General features: G+C 43.2%; 23 protein-coding genes and 1 pseudogene. All 24 read right to left on the bottom strand.

All coding sequences use genetic code 11. The annotated features are described in order from the left end of the window. Positions 1-161: pseudogene (locus tag B5G33_RS22790) on the bottom strand (IS256 family transposase); the annotation flags it as partial. Positions 162-508: 347 nt separating this feature from the next. Continuing rightward, positions 509-844, bottom strand: a complete 336-nt coding sequence (locus B5G33_RS17920) for a helix-turn-helix domain-containing protein (RefSeq protein ID WP_087418618.1) — start codon at positions 842-844, stop codon at positions 509-511. Positions 845-856: 12 nt separating this feature from the next. Further along, positions 857-1,960: a DUF5688 family protein gene (locus tag B5G33_RS17925; RefSeq protein ID WP_087418619.1), complete on the bottom strand. Its 1,104-nt coding sequence runs from the start codon at positions 1,958-1,960 to the stop codon at positions 857-859. Continuing rightward, positions 1,960-2,094 (bottom strand): hypothetical protein, encoded by a 135-nt coding sequence (locus B5G33_RS22245; RefSeq protein ID WP_275532845.1) that lies wholly within the window; start codon positions 2,092-2,094, stop codon positions 1,960-1,962. The genes B5G33_RS17925 and B5G33_RS22245 overlap by 1 nt, the downstream gene beginning before the upstream one ends. Before the next feature lie 14 nt (positions 2,095-2,108). Continuing rightward, positions 2,109-2,375, bottom strand: coding sequence for a hypothetical protein (locus B5G33_RS17930; protein ID WP_055171206.1), 267 nt, complete (start codon positions 2,373-2,375; stop codon positions 2,109-2,111). Between the two features lie 176 nt (positions 2,376-2,551). After that, a complete protein-coding gene (locus B5G33_RS17935) occupies positions 2,552-4,501 on the bottom strand; it encodes a DNA topoisomerase 3 (protein WP_242974761.1) in 1,950 nt (649 codons plus the stop codon). Then, positions 4,502-6,085, bottom strand: a complete 1,584-nt coding sequence (locus B5G33_RS17940) for a CD1107 family mobile element protein (protein WP_087418620.1) — start codon at positions 6,083-6,085, stop codon at positions 4,502-4,504. Then, positions 6,063-6,320: a DUF4315 family protein gene (locus tag B5G33_RS17945; protein ID WP_015533635.1), complete on the bottom strand. Its 258-nt coding sequence runs from the start codon at positions 6,318-6,320 to the stop codon at positions 6,063-6,065. The genes B5G33_RS17940 and B5G33_RS17945 overlap by 23 nt, the downstream gene beginning before the upstream one ends. A 15-nt stretch (positions 6,321-6,335) precedes the next feature. After that, entirely contained in the window at positions 6,336-8,927 is a 2,592-nt protein-coding gene (locus tag B5G33_RS17950) for a CD1108 family mobile element protein (protein ID WP_087418621.1), read from the bottom strand. Next, complete coding sequence (locus B5G33_RS17955; protein WP_087418622.1) at positions 8,927-11,422, bottom strand: VirB4-like conjugal transfer ATPase, CD1110 family; 2,496 nt, start codon at positions 11,420-11,422, stop codon at positions 8,927-8,929. Before B5G33_RS17955 ends, B5G33_RS17950 begins: the two co-directional genes overlap by 1 nt. Beyond that, positions 11,370-11,777: a PrgI family protein gene (locus B5G33_RS17960; RefSeq protein WP_087418623.1), complete on the bottom strand. Its 408-nt coding sequence runs from the start codon at positions 11,775-11,777 to the stop codon at positions 11,370-11,372. Before B5G33_RS17960 ends, B5G33_RS17955 begins: the two co-directional genes overlap by 53 nt. 51 nt (positions 11,778-11,828) lie before the next feature. Next, positions 11,829-12,701, bottom strand: a complete 873-nt coding sequence (locus tag B5G33_RS17965) for a VirB6/TrbL-like conjugal transfer protein, CD1112 family (RefSeq protein WP_087418624.1) — start codon at positions 12,699-12,701, stop codon at positions 11,829-11,831. A 13-nt stretch (positions 12,702-12,714) separates the two neighbouring features. Next, a complete protein-coding gene (locus B5G33_RS17970) occupies positions 12,715-12,930 on the bottom strand; it encodes a Maff2 family mobile element protein (protein WP_002582189.1) in 216 nt (71 codons plus the stop codon). A 375-nt stretch (positions 12,931-13,305) separates the two neighbouring features. Beyond that, a complete protein-coding gene (locus B5G33_RS17980; RefSeq protein WP_162614065.1) occupies positions 13,306-15,096 on the bottom strand; it encodes a VirD4-like conjugal transfer protein, CD1115 family in 1,791 nt (596 codons plus the stop codon). Positions 15,097-15,143: 47 nt separating this feature from the next. Continuing rightward, positions 15,144-15,620, bottom strand: a complete 477-nt coding sequence (locus B5G33_RS17985) for a PcfB family protein (protein WP_087418626.1) — start codon at positions 15,618-15,620, stop codon at positions 15,144-15,146. A gap of 179 nt (positions 15,621-15,799) precedes the next feature. Next, entirely contained in the window at positions 15,800-16,369 is a 570-nt protein-coding gene (locus B5G33_RS17990; RefSeq protein ID WP_087418627.1) for a hypothetical protein, read from the bottom strand. After that, positions 16,359-17,621, bottom strand: coding sequence for a hypothetical protein (locus B5G33_RS17995; protein WP_087418628.1), 1,263 nt, complete (start codon positions 17,619-17,621; stop codon positions 16,359-16,361). The genes B5G33_RS17990 and B5G33_RS17995 overlap by 11 nt, the downstream gene beginning before the upstream one ends. Before the next feature lie 17 nt (positions 17,622-17,638). Continuing rightward, complete coding sequence (locus B5G33_RS18000; protein WP_087418644.1) at positions 17,639-18,289, bottom strand: hypothetical protein; 651 nt, start codon at positions 18,287-18,289, stop codon at positions 17,639-17,641. An 83-nt stretch (positions 18,290-18,372) separates the two neighbouring features. Then, positions 18,373-18,708 carry a DUF6050 family protein gene (locus B5G33_RS18005; RefSeq protein WP_087418629.1) on the bottom strand — a complete coding sequence of 112 codons (336 nt, stop codon included), beginning with the start codon at positions 18,706-18,708 and terminating at the stop codon, positions 18,373-18,375. Beyond that, on the bottom strand, positions 18,689-19,753 hold the full coding sequence (locus tag B5G33_RS18010; protein WP_087418630.1) for a DUF6017 domain-containing protein: 1,065 nt from the start codon (positions 19,751-19,753) through the stop codon (positions 18,689-18,691). The genes B5G33_RS18005 and B5G33_RS18010 overlap by 20 nt, the downstream gene beginning before the upstream one ends. Before the next feature lie 17 nt (positions 19,754-19,770). After that, a complete protein-coding gene (locus tag B5G33_RS18015) occupies positions 19,771-20,661 on the bottom strand; it encodes a ParB/RepB/Spo0J family partition protein (protein ID WP_087418631.1) in 891 nt (296 codons plus the stop codon). Further along, positions 20,651-21,436: a ParA family protein gene (locus B5G33_RS18020; protein ID WP_087418632.1), complete on the bottom strand. Its 786-nt coding sequence runs from the start codon at positions 21,434-21,436 to the stop codon at positions 20,651-20,653. Before B5G33_RS18020 ends, B5G33_RS18015 begins: the two co-directional genes overlap by 11 nt. Positions 21,437-21,456: 20 nt before the next feature. Then, complete coding sequence (locus B5G33_RS18025) at positions 21,457-21,636, bottom strand: hypothetical protein (protein WP_087418633.1); 180 nt, start codon at positions 21,634-21,636, stop codon at positions 21,457-21,459. Beyond that, positions 21,636-22,109, bottom strand: coding sequence for a DUF6075 family protein (locus B5G33_RS18030; RefSeq protein ID WP_087418645.1), 474 nt, complete (start codon positions 22,107-22,109; stop codon positions 21,636-21,638). The genes B5G33_RS18025 and B5G33_RS18030 overlap by 1 nt, the downstream gene beginning before the upstream one ends. Positions 22,110-22,289: the final 180 nt, after the last annotated feature.

The following is a 22,289-nucleotide window of genomic DNA, read 5'->3' on the forward strand; positions in this document are numbered from 1 at the left end:
TTACAATTTTTTTCATAGCCCAGAGTTGCATCCATCTCGGCTTCCAGAAGCTCCTGCAATATATCTTTGAAGCTGTCTTTGAGAAGGGAGTAAACATCAGCCACACTGGTAATGTTGTTTTCTGTAATAATCTGTCGGATTTGGTCTTTTGCTACTGCCATAAATAAACTCCTTTTCGATAAGAATTGTCATATCTGTAATTCTTACCAAAAAGGAGCCATTTTTTACCAAAGCCACAAAGTTTTTTACACTACCAAAAAGATTCATGCGTACGTCGTGACTGAAGTTAATTTTTAGTTGCCCAATTTCAAAAAAGTCGTTATAATAATCTTGTTTTAGCATAGTTCCATTATAACATGGAACGGAGAGAAAGGTGGTTTGTCGTTAGCCATCTTTTTCTTTTTTTAGTAAAAATTTCAGGGGCCGGAGTAACTCATGCGAGTTACTCCGGCCCCTGTTTGGAACTATCTATTTCCCGATAGCCCCCGCTTCTTATCTCATCTCTATGTTACACATAAAAACCATGCTCCTCAATGCCTTTTTCCAGAATACAGTTGATCAGTTCCTCAAGCTCCACGTTGTTAATCTCGCTGACAACGATCAGCTTGGCAAGGGTATCCTTCGGAACAGATACCGCATAACTCTCCTCATCTGCACGAAGCTCATGGACACAGATGCCAAGTCCCTCTGCAATCTTGCACATAACGCCAAGCTCCGGCTCCTTAACCCCTGCCATAATATCAAGGATTGTTCTCTCCGGCACACCGGAAATTCTGGAAAGCTCCGCAATCCCGATTTCTTCCTCTTTCATCACGTTTAATAACTTATCTCCTGTTGTATACATATCCCACTCCTCCTATATTACGGCTTCCTTTTTCTTTTCTGGTGCAGAATGCTCCTTTCCGGCATTCATCTTAATAACAGCATCCTTCTTCTCTGCAAGTTTCTCTTTTACTGAAACACGCTCATGGCGGTTATCTCTTTTTTCCTCTTTCTGCTTGGCACGTTCCTCTGCCCGATCACTGCGGAAGAGTTCATGTTCTTTGGCATCATACTCATACACATGATCCGAAAGACGTTCTCCCGGCGCCACCTGTGTCTGATTTACTTCCTGTACCATCTGCTCAAGTTCTTTAAACTCCATTCCCGCATCTTTCGGTATAATCAGAGTTTCGTGGATTGAAGAAGGCAGCATGTAAAAATCTCCTACCTTCTCAGCAATCTCCTGTCTGATATCGTCGTTTAAAATTGCAGCCGCCCCATATACTTTTGTATCATTTGTCAGCACAAACATGGTATCGGGAATATCCGGCATCATCTGCATTGCCATTTCTTTTGCTTCATCCATACCCACATTTTGTTCTCTTGCAATATCAACTGCAATCATCTCCGCAACCGTCTCATTCATTCCTTTGAAACTATGTGGCTGCAAAGTATCCATATTCTGTAACGCCTGGTCATGCAGTTCTTCAAGTGTGATTCCATATCCGTCCATCAGATTATCTGTAATGGTTATGGTTGCAGTCCCTTCTCCTGTTTTATCCATTAAAATCTGATACACAACTGCTAAATCTTCCAGCTTGGAATACGGTTTATCCTGAAGAAACTGCTGATTTGCTTCCTCGTTGATCAGCTTACATACAATTTTTTCCTTAATCTTGTCAAAATCGGTAACTGCCGATACATCTATATCGTGGTCAATATAATGTGACTGATACACACTTGCAATCTGAGCTAATACATCATCCAATTCAGCACCATCCTGTATCTGCTCAAAATATGGATTCAGATAAATGGTAGGTGCAATATTGCTTTCTTCTGTTCTTACCATCAGACCGTCCAGAACACAGTCATTATTCTTTACAATCTGATTGACCTCAACTGCAGCATCTGCAAACTTTTCAGGAAGAAAATCCTGTATCTGTTCTTTTACCTGTTCTACAAAATCTCTGTATTCCATTACTTTTTCTCTCCCTTCTTGGTGTCATTCTGTGATTTATCTGTCAGCTTTGATACTGTGGCACCATACATCTGGTACCTCTTCATCATGTTTCTCTGGCTTGTTACATTGATTTCTTTTTCTAACTGCTTCATTCTGGCTTTCCTCCCTATTCTGCTTTTCTTCCAAATGAAAACGTATCTTCCTTTTCCTTTTTCGGGGCAAATCTGCCTTTGACTTCCAAAAGCCTTTTTTCCATAATGGAAAACATGGCTTCCACCTGCTCCTGTGTGTACTCATAATTGGTGCGGTTGGAAAGGTTCTCAAGCCTGCCGATTGCATCAATGACTTTGTTCACACGATACTCCCCAAGACGGACAAACTTGTCCGCCTTGCTCTCATTGTCCTGTACTTTCTTTGTTTCTTCTGCTCCCATTGTTACGTCCTCCTTTTATTTTTTCTTTCCTGTAAATTTCCTTTTGGGAAACTCCATGACAAACTTAAACTGCACACCGGACTTTTCTTCTCCGTCCTTTGTGTAGTGGTATTCTTCCGTACCGCTCGGAATGATATAGGCATCGTATTTCTTGCCCGCCTTGCTTGTAAGCCCCTTTAACAGCGTCTTTTTCCCGGCAAGCAGCTTTCCACCTGTTCATCTGATAGGGAAACGCCCATGATCCGGCTTACATTCATGCCGCACTTATTCTTGCAGAAAGCTCCGTATTTTCCCTTTACCACCTCTCCGCCGCAGTTCGGACATTTACCAAGTACCTTCTGCTCCTGTGCGAACATCTTTTTCTGCTCGTCACTGACTTCGTGGTAGGTGTGGATTAAGTCAGATACCATTGTTTCAATATCTGCCATAAAGTCCTCACGCTCCATCTCTCCCTTTGCAACAAGGGTAAGGGCATTTTCCCAGTCAGCGGTAAGTTTCGGGGACTTTACCACATCGGGAAGCACCGTAATCAGCTTCATTCCGTCCTCTGTAGGAATCATCTGCTTTTTCTCACGCTTTACAAAACCGTCCTTAACTAACTTCTCGATAATGTCTGCTCTGGTGGCAGGTGTACCGAGTCCTTTGCGCTCCACATCGTCACTCATGTCCTCATTTCCAGCTCGCTCCATTGCAGACAAAAGGGAATCTTCCGTAAAGTGCTTCGGCGGTGTGGTGTAATGCTCGCTGATCTTTGTCTGTGCCCCGTCAAAGGTCTGCCCCTCAGAAAGCTCCGGCAGTTTCTTATCCTCCTGCTCTTTATCCTCCGTTGTCTTAAAAGAACGCTTAAAGGCGTCCTCAAAATCTTTCCACCCGTTTTTTAAGACTGACTTGCCGGAAGCAGCAAAGGTGTAACCGCCACAGGAAAGCCCTGCCTTAACCGTTTCATAAAGATGTTTCTCCCCCGTAGCACACAGCAACCTGTTGGCCACAAGGGATAAAATCTTTCGCTCCGTTTCCGGCAGGGCTGCAAGGTCAGCTTTGGCAATCTCCATTGTAGGGATAATCGCATGGTGGTCTGTAACCTTTTTGCTATTTAACACACGCTTAATATCCGGATTGAACATCATATTTTCCTCAAACAAAATGGAACTGAAAATTGCTTCAATCACATTTCCGGCTGTCTGCTCCATATCGTCAGACAAATACTGGCTGTCCGTTCTCGGATAGGTACACAGCTTCTTTTCATAAAGGCTCTGGGTGTACTCTAAGGTCTGTTTTGCGGTAAAACCAAATAAGCGATTGGCATCCCTCTGGAGCGTGGTAAGGTCATAGAGCTTCGGCGGTGCTACCGTCTTTTCTTCCTTTGCCACAGACGTAACAAGAGCCTGTCCGTTCAGACAAGCTCCTGCAACCTTTTCCGCTTCCGTTTTACTATCAATCCTCTCTGTGACTGCATCCACGCCGCCACAGAGGATATGAGCCATGAAATACTGCTCTTTCTTGAAATTCATAATCTTGCTTTCACGCTCCACAAGCATTGCAAGGGTAGGTGTCTGTACCCTGCCCACCTTTAACACCTTGCCGCCATATAAAACGGTAAAAAGCCTTGTACCATTGATACCCACAAGCCAGTCTGCTTCCTGTCTGCAAAGTGCGGAATGGTATAAGTGATCGTAGTCACTTCCCGGCTTTAAATTCTCAAAACCTTCCCTTATGGCACTTTCCTCCATGGAAGAAATCCATAAGCGTTTCATGGGCTTATTGCAGGAAGCCATGTTGTAGACCAGACGGAAGATAAGCTCTCCTTCCCGTCCGGCATCGGTGGCACACACTACCTCGTCCACTCTACTATCATGCAAAAGACCATAAAGCACATCATACTGCTCTTTGGTATCCTCCTTAATCTCATACTGCCAATGCTCCGGATTGACCGGAAGGCTCTCGTAAGTCCATTTCTTCCACTGTTCTCCATAGCTTTCCGGTTCCGCAAGCTCGATTAAGTGTCCCACGCACCAGCTTACAAGATAGCCGCCGCCATCAAAATATCCGTCCTGTCTGTCTAAGGCTCCCAATACATCGGCTATGCTTTTCGCCACACTAGGCTTTTCTGCGATTACTAACTGCATTTATTCGTCCTCCTCATCGTCTTTTTCAAAGAAATCGTCCTCTGTGTCCTCGGTTTCGTCCTCATCTTCCAAGACTTCTTCTTCCTCGTCCTCCTCATCATCTTCATCAATGAACTGCTCTTTCTTTTTCTTGACTACCTTGAAATAGTAGCCTGCACCGATGCCAATAACTGCAATGATGCCAAGCACGATATAGGTTCCCATCGGATTGTCGGTCTGTGCGGGCTGTTCTTCCGGTTCCTTGGTACTTTCTTCTGTACTTTCCTCACCGTCCTCCGGTAATTCTTCTGTTTCTTCAGTATTCGTTTCTGCATTGTTGTTCGGCAGTGCGCTGTCACTTACCGGGATTGCAGACTCCAGTGCTGCGGAATTTTTCGGAAGGGTTTCGCTGTTATCCGTTGTCGTATTTAACAGATCATTTTCACTGATTTCGGTAAGGAAATAAACCATTTCCTCATCACCGTCCCTGTCGATAATCAGATAAAACACCTTATCGCTTGCTGTCTGAATGGTATAAAACTCTTTCCCCCTCTCCGACTGTTCTGCATTATTTTCTGTCTGCTCCGAAGCATCTGCTTCCTGCATGGCGGCTTTCTTCTGATCTGCAAGGCTTGTTTCCGATGTGGTATTGCCCTCGCTGTCTGTTTTCGTATGCTCCGTTACCTGTCCGGTAGCAGAGGAAGGCTTGGTTGCTTCTGCACTGACCGGGAGCTGCTTAGCCGGATCGCTTTCGTTACTGTCCTCCGCTTCCGGATCAGTGTAATACGGGTTGGCTGTCTTATAGACCTCCGACATATTTCCGGCATTGTCCATTGCGGAAATGGTAAAATACTGATATCCTGCATCAAACTGTTGCAGACGGATATTCAAAACGCCATTCGTCAGCTCTGTAAACTCATAACCATTCACATAGACTGCCTTGATACCGGAATCCGTATCGTGTGCCTGTACGCTTAACAGACCATCGCTGACCGCCGCATTTAAAGTTGGCTTGGTAAAATCAAAGCATTTAATATAACGGTTTTTCTCATAGGTATTGCCCTTCTGGTCTGTCACAAGCACATAGACGGTGCAATTTTCCGAAATCTCCACATACATATCCTCTGTGATGTCTGTCCAGCTTCCATTCTGTGCGACTTTCGCCTGTACGCTTTTTACGGTAAAGTTGCCGGACTTTGCCACATCTTCAACTAAGACAGGTACCTTTGTGGTATCATTGTGCCACCCTGTCGGTGTATTGATTGTGATTTTCACGTTGGGATTCACATACTCACAAAGACTGTAATCCTCTTTACAGACCTCACATTCCTTATCCACCGAGTACTGTGAGCATTTTTCCTTACAGGTACATTCCGGTGTGGGAATGTCATTGCCGGACAACGTTGAGCTTTCCTGTTCACTTTCTTCTTCTGTTTCCGTAGACGATGTTTCTGCTTCACTCTCATTTTCCTCTGCATCCGTATCCTGTGCCTGTACCGATACAGTATTGACGCTGTTTGCCATAAATGCCCCAATCGGCATACAGAACAATACTGCCGACAAGATAAGGGACATGATCACCTTAACTGATAACTTTTTCTTCATTTCCTGTTCTCTCCTTTTCTTTTTGTGCTAATAACTGCAAAATCTCGTCCTCGCTGAATTTGATAAGTAATTGCAGCTTCTCGGACGAGATTTTATGCTTTTCGATAATATCCAGTTTTTCAGCTCTTTCCGCCATACGTTTTTCTTCTTCCAGGTTCTTTAACTTTGCCTGTATGGTGGCGAGCTGTTCTTTTGTCTTTGTGATTTCCTTTTCTATTCTCTGGCTTTTTGTCATAATATCTCACTTCCTCTAATTCAATCTTCCAAAACTGTAAAAATGGCTCTGCCAGTACGGAGTATTAATGGAAGCATATTTGATTGGATCGCCACAGTGTATCATTACCCCGTTGCCGCAGTAGATTCCTACATGACTGACTGCACCTGCTGAATTATAGGTGCCTGTGAAAAAGATAATGTCTCCCGCTTTCGCTTCGCTTGCCGATACGGGAGTACACTGGTCATAAATGCCCTGTGCGGTTGTTCGTGGCAGATTGTGTACGCCGCTGTTGGTAAATACCCAGCACACAAAACCGGAACAGTCAAAACTTGTGGACGGGGACGAACCTCCCCATACATACGGATAGCCTAAATACTTGACTGCTTCCTCCATAAGTGCCTGTACGGTTGCATCATCATAGGAATCCGGTGGTATGGCATTTCCCGGCGCACCGCCACCTCCCGGACTTTCCCCATAAAGCGTTCCCTCGCCTACATCAAAATAAAATAACGGATTGTAATACTCTCCGTTATACAAACACTCGATATGCAGATGGCTTCCGGTACTGCTTCCGGTGTTTCCCGTAGTTCCGATTACCGTCCCTTTGGTTATGCTCTGACCTGCACTGACACTCAGGCTATCCATGTGGGCATATTTTGTAGTATAACCGTCTTTTTCGATGACCACATAATTCCCGTAATAGCTGTCATAAGCTGCTGTCGTGACTGTACCGTCATGGGCTGCATAAACGGTTGTGCCTGTGGGCACTGCTATATCCACGCCCCTATGCAGTTCCTCATTTCCTGTATTCGGGTTCTTGCGGTATCCGTAATAGCTTGAAATATAGTTATACCAGTATAGATCAAGCGGAGAAGCAAACTGCTGTAAAAGCCCGCCAGTCTCTGCATACATGGCATAAATCTCTGTCTGCTCCGCATCCATCTTTCCGGCAACAATGGTTTCCAATGGTTTGACCGTAAGCACTACCCTTAATATGCTGACTTCGTATTCCTCCTCTTCCTCGTATTCGTATTCTTCCTCTGTCTCCTCTCCTGTTACCGGATCAGTAACAGTGCGTGTACCTGTCTTGGTTACTGTCCTTGTCCTTGTTTCCGTATCTGGTGTAAGAGTCAGCGTATACATCTCATCAAAAAGAGCCTGTACCTCGCTTTCCACCTCACTTGCGGTAAACTCCGTATGGACAGCCGATAAATACCCGATCAGCGTAAACGGATTGTGCCCGATTTCCCCCAGATTATAGGAATACTCATCATATCCCGGATAATCGGTTTCGATGTTGTCAATCTCGTTCTGAAGGTCAAGCTCCAGTCTGGTAAACTGCAAGTCTGTCGCATCAATCTCTGCCGGTTCGCTCAAATAGCTTGCCGCAAGCACCGTAGACTGCGTATCTGCAAACATCGCCCCACAGGACGATACCGAGGTCATAATCATAATAAGAAGCACCGCCATGATACCAACCGTTATGAGAACACCCGCATTTTTGCTTGCAATCTCCTGTAATTTCTTTGCTATGGCGGTTGCAGTATTGGCAGTCTTTGACACTGCTTCCTGTGCCGCTTTTGTGGCAGCTCCCTTCTGTCTTGCTTTCATATACTCCCGTTTGATGCGCTGTTTCTGTAAACGCTTCTGCAATGCTTTTTTCTGCATCTGCGGGTTTTCCTCCAAGAACTTCTGGTACTGGAAGTTGACCTCTTTCTGAAACTGCTTTTTTTCCAGCTTCGCTATTTTCGCCCGCTGTCTTGCTTCCTTTCCCTTATAGTGCCTTTTTACAAAACCAATCAGTTCCTCACCCTTCTGCTCCGTTTTATGGGCACCTTCCACAGCAGAGTTTTCTTTTTCGTTCTCGGCAATTTTGCCATGCACGAAATTTCTGCTTTCAGTCTGCATTCGCCGCATGGTGGTCTTAGAAAGGCTCTCCTGCTTAAAAGGCTTCTCCTTATCCAGCGGAACAACCACATATTTCCCCTTGCCCGTTTCCTCGTCAAAGACTCTCTGCAAGGTATATTCCCGCTTCTTGGGAAGTTTTCCTCTAGCCTTTTTGACCTTCTCTGCGGCTTTCTGCGCCTGTTTCTGTTTCTTTTTTAATTTCTCGCTTCCGGTAAACTCCGAAGCACGATCCTCCGTAAAGACCTTTCCGGCATCTTCCGTAAAAACGGTATCTTTGGCTTTTTCCCTGTGTTTATGCTCTCGCTGCACACGCTTTTTGTGGTATTTGCCCTTTTCCTGTGACTGCCTGTAAGTGTCCATGCGGTGGTAACCCTCTTTTTCTTCCTGCCTTTTCCCGTTTTCCTCCGTCTGACCGGAATTATCCTGTCCGGAAAACGTGTTCTCGGCTTTGGTAAATGCCACCTTTTCCTCCTGTCCCTTATCGGCACCGGACTTCTGGACATTTTGTCCAAAAGTTTCCCCATACTCCTTTTTCGCATGGCTTTTCGATGCGCCGGGCTTTTGTGAAGCTCCTGTTTTCTCCTGAAAGACATCGGAAGCTCTCGGCTGAAAATCTGAGCCGCCGCTTTTTTGAAAGTCTGGATTGCCTTCCTTTTGAAATTCTTTCACAGCCTTTTTATGGAAAGCGGCACTTTTTCCTGTCTTTTTATCTGCCATTAACTCGCCTCATCTTTCTTAACTGCTTCCTCCGGTTTGGTGTTCATAATCGCATAGGTCTTGGTGTTTGTCGGATACTTGTCAACAAACGGGATAACCACGTTGTCAAACAGGATAAGACCGCTCCCCGGCTCGGAATTGGTCACATGGGCAAGCTGCTTTTCGGAAAGTCCTAACTTATCCGCAAGTATCGCCTGATCCTTTGCATTCTGGTTCAACAGATACACAAAATCACTGTTACCCAAGATACCCTCGATTTCCTCTGAACGTAAGAAGTCACCCACGTTCTGGGTAAGCCCTGTCGGGATACCTCCCCACTTTCTGAAACGCTTCCATATTTCCACAGAGTAAATGGCAGTCTGCTTCTCCTTTAACAGAAGGTGGAACTCATCACAGTAATAACGGGTGGCAATCTTACGCTCCCTGTTCTGTGATACCCTGTTCCATACTGCGTCCTGTACGATCAGCATACCAAGCTCTTTTAACTGTTTTCCCAAGTCCCTGATGTCAAAACAGATGATACGGTTCTGTGAGTCCACGTTGGTGCGGTGGTTAAAATAATTCTGCGAACCGCTTACATACAGCACAAGGCTGTTGGCAATTCTGACTGCCTTTGCCTTTGCTTCCTTTGCAAGCTCTTTTTCCACGTTTTTCGGCTCATATTTTAAGAGTGCATTGTATAAGTCCTCAAGGATAGGCATATTCTCCGGCACAGGGTTTTCAAAATAGGTATCGTAAATATGGCGAATACATTCGTCAATGATACCCTTCTCATCATTCTCCAGACCGTCCTTTCCTCCGGCAATCAGATCACACAGGGTAATAAGAAAGTCACTCTTTAATTTCAGAGCTTCCTTATCCCCTTTGTGGGATAACTGAATATCCATCGGATTCAAATAGTCTTTGGAATCGGTGGCAAGCCTTATGACCTGCCCCTTTAGTGCCTGTACCAACGGGAAATACTCCCCCTCCGGATCACAGATGATAATGTCATCTCTTGTGATAAGGAAACAGGATAAAATCTCCCTCTTTGCACTGAAGGACTTACCGGAACCCGGCGTTCCAAGTATCACTCCGTTTGGTGTACGGAGCCTTTTGCGGTCTGCCATAATCATGTTGTTACTGAGGGCATTTAACCCGTAATAAATTGCCGGAGCAGGCATGAATAACTCCTGTGTACAGAACGGAACAAGGATAGCAGTGCTTTTGGTTGTCAGCACTCTCTCAATTCCGGTATCATTGCAGCCAATCGGTGCGGATGCCATAAGCCCCTGTTCCTGTAAATACTGCAAGCATCGTAAGTTGCAGTTTGCCTGCTGGATAATGCCGGACACTCTCTGCGTGATATTCTCAAGCTCCCTTTTTGTCTTTCCGTAACAGGTAATTAGGAAGGTCATTTTGACAATCTTCTGGTTGCTCGTATTCAAATCATCTAAAAGCTCTAAGGTGTCCTTTTCATAAGTGATGATGTCCGTAGGAAGAATATCCATATCATAGCCGCTGCGGACAGCCTTTTTCTGCTCCTCAATCTTCATTTTCTGTATGTTCGTCAAAGCACCCTTTAACATCTTGATTGCTTTTACCGGATCCATCGTCTGCATGTGCATGGTAATGGTAAGGTTATCATCAATGTCAAGGAGCTTCTTTAACAGCTCGTCATTAAATCTCGGTGCGATAATATCCAGATAGTGAACACTTCCATACATACTGCCGGACTTAAATCTGCTCGGATACCTAAAGTCAAACCCCGGCGGTGCAATATAGTCCTTGACGGACTTGCCAGACTCTGACAGTTCCTTAAATGAAAAACGGAAAGGCTCCATCGTTCCCTGATTAAAATACTCATGCAGGATACGAAGTCTTTCCTTTCCGTCAAGTGACTGGGCATTTGTGCCGATGTTATTTAAGTTTCGGATAACATCTTTCTCAATATTATTCAGTTTGTTCCTTGCTTCCTTATATCCGGTGCTTTCCACACCAAAAATGAGATACTTGGACTTAATGATACCGTTATTTCCCTTTGCTGACTGATGCTTCAACATCTGAGTGTATTCCTCACGAATATCGTCAAAATCATCATCCTGCAAAGGTATGTCAAACTGTTCCGCAAGTGCCTGTTCATTGACCTGCCTGTTGAATAGGAACAGTTCAAACTTAATGGACGAATCAAAATAATTGATGAGCTTGCTGTACTCCTCTAAAATATCTCCCTGGTCTTCTACTTCCAGAAGGTCATAGTTGATGTCGTAAAACTCCACCATCTTCGTGTAAAAATTATGTGTTACCTGACAGATACCATCACGAAACATCTTTTTGAAGGTAATGGTTTTCTGTGCAGTATCCGGCTTTGCCTGTTCCTTCCCGTTTCCGGCAAGGATACGTCTAAGCTCCACTAACCGCTTCTTTTCCGAAAATGTAAGTCCGGTTTTATTTGCTGCCTGCTTATTTTCCGGCATTCTGCGGTTTCCGGCTTGCGCCTTTTGCTTTTTCTTCAAGGTAGCGCACCTCCTTCTTTATTTTTTCTCTTTCCTCCAACTGCTCGTAGAGGTTTTCCGATTTATAAGGACGAATCCCCGGTGTAAGCATCTTCTGCCGTACCATAAAGTACAGAAGTTTTTCTGCTGGAAATCCATCCCTTTCATACATTGCCAAAAAGAAAAATGGCAGCATCACTCCCACCATGATAAGTGCTGCCGCCTGTGTTCCAAAAACTCCCTTTGTAAGAAAATACAAAGGAACTCCGGTAATGGCAGCTCCGCTAAAACAGATGATCTGTCTTTTGGTAAGGTTTAATGCTACTTTCGTTTTGATGCCACTCAGGTCTTTTGGCACTGGTACTGATATTGCCATAGTCTGCTCCTTTCGTGTGCATACCCATATATGGGCAACGCCCACCATGAATTAGTGGGCGTTAAAGATTGATTTTGATAAGGAACCTGTCTTGAATAAACTGAAGCATAAGATTACGGTATAGGCTGCCACAGACCATAAGGCGCTGTGAAGGTTACTTGCCACTGCCACACTTGCCACAAGCACAGCATAGATTGCCACACATACCATAATGAAAAATCCCTGAAATGCTAAAGCGATAAGTCCCTTTAGATAGTTTGTTCCGACTGTTCCCCATTCCCTGTTGGTTACGGTTGCCGCCGGAATTGGTGCTACTGATACATAAAGATATATTTCAATCATACGTCCGTATAAAATGACGGTGATAAGGACGGACATGATTTTCATACACAGGCTGATGATCATGGTTTCCATGCCAAGTCCTATCAGCTCCCCGATACCCATGCTGTCAATCTGGCTGTTGAACATGGAAGTAAGCGTAGCCTGCACATCCAGACTCGTTGAGCCGGATATGGAAGCTGCCGCCTGTGTCACTACATGACTTCCCACGTCAAAGACCGCCATGACAATATCAAAGGTCTTAGAAAGTAAGCTGACAGCGATACAAGCCTTGAATAAAAAACGGAAAAACAGGCTCGTATCAAAGTCGTGCATGTTGTTTTTGTCGATAACCATTGTAATCAGCTCATAGACCAGCACAAAGCTGATAATCATTCCCGCTATGGGGACAATGACATTTTCCGATAACGTCTGCACCATGCTGAAAATACCGGAGTTCCATGAGCTGGGTGTCTTGCTGACCTCCCCTGCAATCGTGCCTACCTTGTCATTCACATCGGTAAACATGGTTTCAAGGTTGGACAGCACCCACCCTTGCAGCATTTCCTTTATGAAATCAGTGATCTTGTCAATGATTCCACCCATGAAGGACTATCTCTTATGAGAACAATGTGGAGAGCTGTGGAATCACCGTCTGCGCCACAATGATAATGCCACCGCCGGACATAAGCTGCTTGATACCCTGTGACTTTGCTCCGGGATTGTCGTTACCGTAACCTTCCAGAAGGTTGATAACACCCCATACACCTACACCTGCTCCGATTGCTGTTACTACGGTCTTTAATCCTGTTACTGCTGTTGTAAAAAATGACATTTTAGTTTACCTCTTTCTTTCCTTAAATTTGATTTGTGATTGAAAGAGTTTTTCGTGTCAAATGCCCCGTCCTGTGATAAAATAAGGACAGGGCATTCCTTTAGGATTACCCTGACGGGCATCCGATACCTTCAAGTTTGCCGACTGCGGTATCGGGTGCTTTCTTTTTCCTAAAGTACATTCAAAACTCCGTTTCCACTTTTGGACATTTTGTCCAGAAGTTGTGTTACGATATGCCAGCTCAATTCCTCTATCGCTCCATTTCGCTGTGGCTGAACGCCATATACAGATAATTGCAGTTCTGCGTGTCTGCAAGTAAACTTGCACACTTGTCCTGCATTATCTGTGCATATCGTTTTTGTTCCATATTCAGTTTTATGCTGCGATTTCCCCGACATCTTCCACCTCATCAACGGTGTCGTTGTTCCTGATCTTTGCATGGTACAGGTTCTTTACATATTTTTCGATGTCAAAGGCATTCTTCTCGTCATAGTCAGAAAGCAAGTGGTACTGCTTATGCTTTGTTATATCAAACTTATTGGAGAAGAATGGTCTTACTCCCCTAAGCTGCATAATGCACTTGCCACCATCCATGACTGCAATCTCGTCCTGACTCATAAGCTCTTTTCCGGTCTTTTGGTAATTCAGACCGTAGGACTGGCTCGTACCCCTCGTGTCCGAGGTATTATAAAGGTCAATGGTTTCTTTACCCAAAACTTCTGCCAGCTCTTTGAGCGTGGTCTTTTCCTTCCCACCGAGGAATAGTGTGGTATCACAGTTGCCTTCTATGGTATCAGCGTTGTCCTTATAAATCGCTTTAAGCTGTGACTTTGACTGCAAAATAATAGAAGCTGAAATTTCCCGGCTACGGATCGTAGCTATCAGCTTCTCAAACTTTGGTATCTGCCCAATGTTCGCAAACTCGTCTAATAAGCAGCGCACATGAATCGGCAGCCTTCCGTTATACACATCATCTGCCCTGTCACAGAGCAGGTTAAAGAGCTGTGTATACATGATTGACACGATGAAATTGAATGTATCGTCTGTGTCGGAGATAATGACAAACAAAGCTGTCTTTTTGTCCCCTAACATATCAAGCTCCAGTTCATCATAGCTTGTCAGATCACGAAGCTCCTTAATGTCAAATGGTGCTAATCTTGCACCACAGCTAATCAAGATACTCTTAGCTGTCTTTCCCGCAGCCAGCTTGTACTTTTTGTACTGCTTTACTGCGAAATGGTCTGGTTCTCGCTCCTCAAGCTCATCGAACATCAAGTCGACAGGATTCTTAAACTCCTCATCGTCCTCCCTTGCTTCACTGGCATTGATCATGTCAAGCAGGGTGGTAAAATTCTGTTCTTCCTCCACACACTCATACCAGATATATCCGATAAGAGCTGTGTAGTAGAGCTTTTCGGCTTTCACCCAGAAATCTTCACCGGATTGCTGTCCCTCTCCTTTGGTGTTTAAGATTATTGTGTTTACAAGTTTCAAAATGTCCTTTTCACTCCGGATATAAGCGAAAGGATTGTAGTGCATTGATTTTTTGAAGTTAATGGTGTTCAGAACTTTTACTTTGTACCCGTTCTTTAACAGCATTTTCCCGCACTCCACAAGCACCGTTCCTTTCGGATCAGTGACAACGTAGGAGCTGTGCATCTGCATCAGGTTGGGTTTCACAAAAAAGCGAGTCTTGCCGGAACCGGAACCGCCGATAACAAGAATGTTTTTATTTCTTGCATACTTCGGCTGCTTCGGTCTGCCCGACATCATCAGCCTTTCCGTTTCTGTCAGTATGACATTGTTCTCAAAGACTGGATCGACATAAGGCTCTATATCCTTTGCATTTCCCCACCTTGCGGAACCGTACTCTACACCCTGCCTAAATTTCTTGGCATTCTTGGCTTTGAAATACACCACAAGACGGAGTGTAACGCCGCCCACAATACCGATCAGCAAATCTTTCGGAAAAAAGCTCGGCAACGGATTGGAAAACAAATCATTCAGCCCGTTCATGGCTTCCATCATCTTATCGGAAGCATTCTTCCCCGGCGATACACGCCACAGCCACGCTATCTTGTCACAAAAATACCCTGCAAGAATATACGGGAGATTCATAAGAATGAGCTTCTTTTTATTCACACCTGCGGTCTTAGCCTTCAGCATTTCGGGAATGGCTTTTAGGTCTTTGGTAATACCGTCTATAATCTTACTCATAGCGACTGCCCCCTGTCTTTCTGGTGTTCCCTTGCTCTTTCCCTGTTCTTGTCCTTTCCAAGCAGTTCCCTGAACTCTGCCAGCTTCTCCCTTACGGATACTCTGCCACGCTTCTTCTCATTAACTTTCACAAATTCCTTAAATGCCTGTGTGATCACATCGGCATCTTTGCCCTTGAAAAATACCATATACTTCGGAGGTTCCACCGTCTTATCCTTTTTCACAGCAAAGTCAACATTGTATTTCCTTGCCACCCGCTCAAAGGACTTGATGTTGTTATCCGTAACCTCAATACTCGAAGCTCCCATACCCTGACCGACCAGCTTTTTCACTGACATTTTCCCATGCGTTGCCTGTTGTCCGGCTTTCCGGCGCTCCAGATACATCTTCATGGCTTTTTTCAGTACATCGGCGGTCAGCCTTGAGGACTTGAAAACAAGGGCAATCGTTTTCTGTGTAACTTCCTCCTGCATGGTTTTCCTCCTTGTTTTTTTGTAGCTGTAATTCCGCTATGGTGGAACATACAGCCTGTGCAGCAAATACTTCATTTTTCTCCTTTCCACTTCTGGACATTTTGTCCAAAAGTTCTGTAAACGCAAAAAGGGCAGCTACAAACCTTTACGGTCTATAACTGCCCTTACGCTGTTGTAATTTAATTATGCAAATTTTTTATACATGCCGCATCAATATCACCTTCCGAAATTTCATCAACCATTCTAAAATATATCTCTGTTTTTTCAATTTCATAATCAAATAAAGGCTCTAATCTAGCTTCGCTCATATAAACAGGAATAATCTTATAACTTAAGTATCTTTCAAATTCCTCCCGAAAAACCGCCATATTACGATTGTCCTTTGTTGTTTCTATGCGTCGAAAACGACTTACAATCGCAAAAAGAGCTTCATCTATCTTAATATTTAATTCTTTGCACTTTGATACTAAATTCTCCTGATTGGTTGTTATATGAACTGTATATCCGTGCTCCTCTTCTGGAATATCTCCTTCTATTATAGATATTCTTATTTCTTCATAAATATCTTTATGTCCAAAATCCCTGTTCCACTGTTCAAAAATCTTAACTGCTGCTTCTCTATTTTCAAATAACAACCCCAAATATGGAGCTGATTGTCCATCTGAAAGCACTGCCGTTCCACACCATCCTGCTTTATTCCATAACTCTGTATCTATTACTCCTGTTACACATAAGACCTTATTCCCCATCTTCTTCACCTCCTTTATTCATAACAGATAAACATTGAATGAATTTATCATACATCTCATCAAGCTTATCAATTAAAGTATTTGCAATAACAATATAATTTCTTTCAGTCTCTGCTAATCCTAACCTTGTACAACACGATTCTAATAATTCTTCTCTGGAATTATCAGAATATAAATGAGCTGACACCAACCTCAAATCGTATAGCACAAACAATGGTGCAATTTCCACATTAACATCTATTCCCGTTGTATTCTTCTCTAGCCATAGTTGTAATAGTTTTATACCCTTTTTGCCCTTTAACTCCTCTTTCAACTCTGGATATTTCTGTTTTAAATCTTTACTAATATCTTTATTGTTAATAGCTTCTACAAATAACTCATTAAGCGGAATAATCAAATCCTTAAAGGCATCGTTGGTATTGACAAGTAATTTACGAATGTTCTTAGCAACTCTAAGTGTTTCTGTATCCAACTGCGCAACCGCTAAATTATAATTATCTCTTACCTTCTCATTAAAATCCAAACGCTTCTTCAATAACTTTCTTTCCGCAGAAGCCTCTGCCCACTGTACTTCAATTTGTGCTTCATAAAATTCTGAACCAATTGAATGGTCTGAGGGTACATTTTCCGAACGCAAATAGAACTGTTCTTCAACATTTAAGTCAATAATATCTCCTAACCACATAATTACTTTATTGTTTTCATTAATTCCAAAAGAGATATAATGCTCATCTCCTTTATAAATATATCCGAATGTATCTGCTCCTATATCTAATCCGTACTGTGGATGATGAATATATTTTAACAAAACTTCTATATTAAAAAAAACTGGTGTAAGAAAGCCTATTTTCCATGGTCTTACCAAACCTGGAATAAAATAGTAATCATCTCTGTCATATAAAAATTTTACTTTTTCTGCTATAAACTTATCATTGCAGAACATATTTTTTATTTTTTCAAAATCATACCATGTCTCAGTTTCTTCTACTGAAAACTCTTTTTTATCCTCTTCCTTTTCTACAATATCAATACTTCGAGGCTGATTTTCATGCTCCGTATTTTCCAGCATTTGCTGAAATTCATCTAATATTTCCTTTGTCTGATATGGGATATATCTTTTTTGACAGCCCCCACACATTAACAATGGCACATTCGCAAAAGCTATCTTTTCTCCACTTTTTAACTTCATAAACTTATCGCTATGAATTAAATGTAGCTTACCACCACAATTTTCACAATCTAATCCTGACACACTTAACACCTCTTCTTTCAATTCCTCAGAAAAATACTACAAAGCTCCGCATACATCTTGCCATCTTCAAACTTCACATCATCAAGCAATAATGCCTGGAATAACACTTCCCGGACACTCTCTAATTTTACCATAGAAAGCTCCGCTTCCGAAAGTCCCTCCAGCTCTATATTTTCCAAAGCCACCGCTTTTCTTGCTGACAGACAGTATGTATATAAAGCCATAATATATCTGTCAGACATCACAAAGGCATAGGTGTCCTTGCCTTTATAATTGTATCGGCACTTTTCCAATTCTTCCGCAGATATGGTAAAGAAACATCTGACTGTTTCCAGATACACTTTTCCCTCATAGTCCGGCTTATATTTCTTTGCCAGCCGCTTAATTGTTGCAAAAATATTATTTCTCTCATAGGTCAGTCTGGTTCTCTTAAAAACAGCTTTTTTCCCCCGCATATCCATGTAAACATTGTTCCCTATGGTTTTTCCGGCGAATGGCTCATACTCACCGACCCGCAACAGATAGGAAAGCACCTGCAACAGCTTTTCCTTTGAAGTAATTTCATTATAGCTGTAATCGCCAAAACCTAACTGTTCAAACCGTAATGGTGTGCTTCCCTTTTTAATTTCCCGTTCCATTACCCTGTCCACATCTCTCATTGACTCCATATATCTTTTTGCTCCTTCCTTTCTTACAATAAAAGAGCAGCCATATTTGACTGCCCCACCTTTGGACAAAATGTCCAGAAGTTCTATATTTCCACTTTTGGACTTTTCGTCCAGAAGTGTCCTGTTATAATACTGATAAGCTCTCCTGCAATGCCGATTATCTTAAAAATCAGCACTACACCGCCAATCAAACCGCCTATGATACAATTCAGTGCAAGAACACCGATACTGCCGCTGATGCCGAAATTCTTGGGTATCAGCCACAGGCACATCCGGCGAATACCAAACGGACACCCTGCAATAATCCAATATAAAAACCAGTCAAAGCCTTCTGCTTTCTTACATACCGGATAACAGGTCAGCATCCATACCGCAATTATCACTGCCGGAACAATGACCTTAAACAATACCCTTTTCATGCCATCCACCTCCATACATATCGTGCTGTACCTCTTGTTGGTAATAATGATTGATTGTGCTTGGCGCATTATAAAGTGTTGTCACCATATACGCCTTGATATTCGTAATCTTGGTTGTGGTATTCTTCATGCAGCCAATGACATAATTCAAGTGCGAGCTGTTCAGTTTCAGGAACTTTGACTTTACCAGCTCATACGGGTAATCATCCCCGCCAATCCTAACCGTCTTGTGCTTTACACATACAACCTCGCAAATCACCTCAAAAAGCTCATCATAAAGTGCTTTGTCCTGCCAATCACCATATTTCATGTAGTGATCGTATTCTATGTTCTCCTTGATGATTTCAATGTATGCGTTAACATCTTCCATCGCATCAATCGTTTCTTCTGTTTCACTTTCAGATTGATTAGATTGATTGTTATAACTCAAATCAGTATAGTTAGTATTGTTATAATTAGCGTTCGCTTCTCGAACCTCTGCAAGTTCGGTTTCCGAACCTCTTGAAGTTTGATTTCCGAACACCTGCAAGTTTGGTTTCCGAACCTCTTGAAGTTCGATTTCCGAACTTCTGGAAGTTTGATTTTCGAACCCCTTGAAGTTCGATTTCCGAACTTCTGTGGAAGCATAAGTATTTGAAGGACTTTTCGGCTGGCTTTCTGGCTCTCCACCCACTTCCAAAGTGGCAAAGTTTTTGACATAAATAATATCCGGCTTCCCTAATCCCTGTCTTTTTTTCTCTATCAGACCAATACCCTTTTTGCTGTCAAGCTCTGCCAATACTTTTACACACTTTTCTTTTGCACAGCCTAAATCCTCCATAATATTATCAAGGGTATAATGAATATATGCCCTGTTTTCATCATCAAACCATCCGTTTTTCATGGATAGTGACATTCTGTCAAGCATCAGACCATAAAGGAGCTTTGCATCACTGGATAACTCTTTGAACCGTTCGTCCTTAATCAGCAATCTTGGAACTCTGTAAAATGAAAACTGTTCTGCTTCGATACCATAGTAATAATCAAATCTCATCATGTTACCCATGTGCCTGCACCTCCTTTCTACTGTCTTTTCTTCCATTCATCCAAAAGCTGAATGATAATATTCTCTATATCTTCACTGCTATAATCTTCAGCAAAATACTTGCTGATCTTGTCCGCTTTCAGTGTAACCTTGCGTTCCTTTGGCTTTTCTTCTGTCAGAATCAGTCGCACCATTGCAAGCGTAAGCTCTCCACTTTTGCCATATTCCTTTAGCTTGCCGGATTGTACGGTGCTGACATTACAGCCCCGTTCTTCTATAATGACCTCTACCCACTGCTGTGCTTCCTCTGACAGAAAGGATATGTCCACGCCCTGCGAAAACCCTAATTTCCTGCTGTCCACCATTTCAAGAAGCTCATCGGAAAGCCTTGAAAGCCAGATATAACGCTGTACCTTTTTCGCATTCTCTCCGGCAGCTTCCCCAACTTCATCAAGGGTATTCTTGCCCGATTTCTTTCCCTGATGTTTCATAGCTTCATATTTCATCTTGTAGGCTTTTGCCTTTTCACTCGGTAAAATGTCCTCTCTCTGAATATTGGAGTCGACCATGATAATGGTTGCTTCATCATCGGAATAATTGCGGACAATAATCGGCATTTCCGTTTTCCCGGCTCTTTCTGAGCCATGCTTCCTACGGTGCCCGGCGATCAGCTCATAGCCGCCGCCAGCTCTCGGTCTTGCAATTCCCGGAACAAGTACCCCGTAAAGTCTGATACTCTCCGTTGTTTCCGCCATCTTTTCATCGTCCAATACCTTAAATGGGTGGTCTTTGAACTCATGAAGGTCTGCTAACGGGGCATTGATAATCTGCTCTGCCCCTGTTTCCTGTGCGTTGCTTCCACCGAATAAATCATCAAAACTCTCCATTTTGATTTTAGATGCGCTTCCTGTCTTTGTATTACTGCTCATTTGCAAGCACCTCCTCTGTCAAAGAATTGTAGGCAGATGCCACCTTTCCCTTTGGATCATGCTTATAAATGCTGACTCCTTCCGCAGAAATCTCCGCCGCCCTTACCGAAATCGGGATAATATTGGTAAATATCTTTACCCGGCTTCCATAGGCTTCCTTCAGCATGGCACTGATGTCCCTTGCATAATTCGTCCTGCTGTCCACCATCGTCAATAAAATGCCCTCTATCTCCAGTTTTGGGTTAATCTGACGCTTTACCTTGCCAATGGTCTTGATAAGCTGCTGTAAGCCTTTTACTGGCAGATATGCCGCTTGCACAGGAATCAAAATACTGTCGGCACAGGCAAAGGCATTTATGGTAATCATTCCAAGTGAAGGCATACAGTCAATTAAGATGTAATCGTAATAATCCCGCACCATGCTTATGTACTCCTGCATGATACGCTCCCGGCTCATGACATTCACAAGGGAAACCTCCAGACCGGAAAGCTCAATATTTCCCGGCATAAGGTCTATTCCTTCCTCATGGTGTAAAATACCATCCATAGGCTCAACTTCCTCGTCCTTAATCAGACTGCCCATGACCGATGCCAATGTGATCTCGATTGCGTCCGGCTCTGTGTACCCCAAACTTGCGGTAAGACTGCCCTGTGCATCGGCATCAATCAAAAGTACCTTTTTCCCCTGTTTTGCCAGTCCAATTCCTAAATTGCTTGTTGTGGTGGTCTTTCCGACTCCACCTTTCTGATTTGCGATTGCAATAACTCTACACATGATAAATTCTCCTTTGCTTTCTACTCATTTTCTTTTACGTTGCTTTTTCTGACTTCCACATAAGCCCTGTGGAATTTCTTTGTTCCTTTATTCGGGTATAAATCTGAAAACTCTGTTACCTCAATCTTGGGATTTCTCTGCAAAATCTTCCCAAACCATTTAATATCATTCTTTGTTCCCATCAATCGAACTTTTAACATCAATCTGCTCCTCCAAACAAGGCATACAGTTTCCGGTTATAGGTTGCATATTCCGGATACCGGATTTGTATCGCCTGCCAAAAATACGGTGCGTAGGCACAGCAGAACAATTCTTCCACCGTATACTGCCTACACTCATTGATCTGCTCCTCTGCGTCCTTGTAATCGTCAACACTTGGTGTACCGTTGCAGTACAGATTAAACGCCATTCTGACTACTTTCACGCTTCCGCTGGTCTGCCAGCCTTCATGTAAACATTCTGTCTTTACACAGCCTGTCTTAAAATCATAAATGCGATTTGCATTTCTTCTGGTATCATCGCTAATACCAAGACAATAGCAAAGTGCCTTGTGGTACACATCCTGATACCGTACCTCTTTCAATTTCTCATAGTAGAATTTCTCATGTGCTTCGCTGATAAAAATAATTTCTTGAGCTTTTTCGGCTCCTGCTCCTAACGCTGTACTATTCATGTTCTTTTCCTCCATTTCTTATTTCTGCTTTGCTGACCATAACGCTCGCAGCATAGCTGCTCGCTGTCGCGGCATTCGCCAAATGCTCATGCAAGCATGGCACTTGGCTCATTGCTACACGCAAAAAAGGACACTTCTCTAAAATTTCTTTTAGAAAAATGTCCTTATAGTACAAAATAT

The sequence above is a fragment of the Blautia sp. An81 genome (genome assembly GCF_002161285.1).
Taxonomy (GTDB): domain Bacteria; phylum Bacillota; class Clostridia; order Lachnospirales; family Lachnospiraceae; genus Blautia; species Blautia ornithocaccae.

Excerpts from the sequence above, each read along its gene's own strand:
- B5G33_RS17920 (WP_087418618.1), bottom strand. The coding sequence starts at position 844 with ATGTATACAACAGGAGATAAGTTATTAAACGTGATGAAAGAGGAAGAA.
- B5G33_RS17925 (WP_087418619.1), bottom strand. The coding sequence starts at position 1,960 with ATGGAATACAGAGATTTTGTAGAACAGGTAAAAGAACAGATACAGGAT.
- B5G33_RS22245 (WP_275532845.1), bottom strand. The coding sequence starts at position 2,094 with ATGAAGCAGTTAGAAAAAGAAATCAATGTAACAAGCCAGAGAAACATG.
- B5G33_RS17930 (WP_055171206.1), bottom strand. The coding sequence starts at position 2,375 with ATGGGAGCAGAAGAAACAAAGAAAGTACAGGACAATGAGAGCAAGGCG.
- B5G33_RS17935 (WP_242974761.1), bottom strand. The coding sequence starts at position 4,501 with ATGCAGTTAGTAATCGCAGAAAAGCCTAGTGTGGCGAAAAGCATAGCC.
- B5G33_RS17940 (WP_087418620.1), bottom strand. The coding sequence starts at position 6,085 with ATGAAGAAAAAGTTATCAGTTAAGGTGATCATGTCCCTTATCTTGTCG.
- B5G33_RS17945 (WP_015533635.1), bottom strand. The coding sequence starts at position 6,320 with ATGACAAAAAGCCAGAGAATAGAAAAGGAAATCACAAAGACAAAAGAA.
- B5G33_RS17950 (WP_087418621.1), bottom strand. The coding sequence starts at position 8,927 with ATGGCAGATAAAAAGACAGGAAAAAGTGCCGCTTTCCATAAAAAGGCT.
- B5G33_RS17960 (WP_087418623.1), bottom strand. The coding sequence starts at position 11,777 with ATGGCAATATCAGTACCAGTGCCAAAAGACCTGAGTGGCATCAAAACG.
- B5G33_RS17965 (WP_087418624.1), bottom strand. The coding sequence starts at position 12,701 with ATGGGTGGAATCATTGACAAGATCACTGATTTCATAAAGGAAATGCTG.
- B5G33_RS17970 (WP_002582189.1), bottom strand. The coding sequence starts at position 12,930 with ATGTCATTTTTTACAACAGCAGTAACAGGATTAAAGACCGTAGTAACA.
- B5G33_RS17980 (WP_162614065.1), bottom strand. The coding sequence starts at position 15,096 with ATGCTGAAGGCTAAGACCGCAGGTGTGAATAAAAAGAAGCTCATTCTT.
- B5G33_RS17985 (WP_087418626.1), bottom strand. The coding sequence starts at position 15,620 with ATGCAGGAGGAAGTTACACAGAAAACGATTGCCCTTGTTTTCAAGTCC.
- B5G33_RS17990 (WP_087418627.1), bottom strand. The coding sequence starts at position 16,369 with ATGGGGAATAAGGTCTTATGTGTAACAGGAGTAATAGATACAGAGTTA.
- B5G33_RS18000 (WP_087418644.1), bottom strand. The coding sequence starts at position 18,289 with ATGGAGTCAATGAGAGATGTGGACAGGGTAATGGAACGGGAAATTAAA.
- B5G33_RS18005 (WP_087418629.1), bottom strand. The coding sequence starts at position 18,708 with ATGAAAAGGGTATTGTTTAAGGTCATTGTTCCGGCAGTGATAATTGCG.
- B5G33_RS18010 (WP_087418630.1), bottom strand. The coding sequence starts at position 19,753 with ATGGGTAACATGATGAGATTTGATTATTACTATGGTATCGAAGCAGAA.
- B5G33_RS18015 (WP_087418631.1), bottom strand. The coding sequence starts at position 20,661 with ATGAGCAGTAATACAAAGACAGGAAGCGCATCTAAAATCAAAATGGAG.
- B5G33_RS18020 (WP_087418632.1), bottom strand. The coding sequence starts at position 21,436 with ATGTGTAGAGTTATTGCAATCGCAAATCAGAAAGGTGGAGTCGGAAAG.
- B5G33_RS18025 (WP_087418633.1), bottom strand. The coding sequence starts at position 21,636 with ATGTTAAAAGTTCGATTGATGGGAACAAAGAATGATATTAAATGGTTT.
- B5G33_RS18030 (WP_087418645.1), bottom strand. The coding sequence starts at position 22,109 with ATGAATAGTACAGCGTTAGGAGCAGGAGCCGAAAAAGCTCAAGAAATT.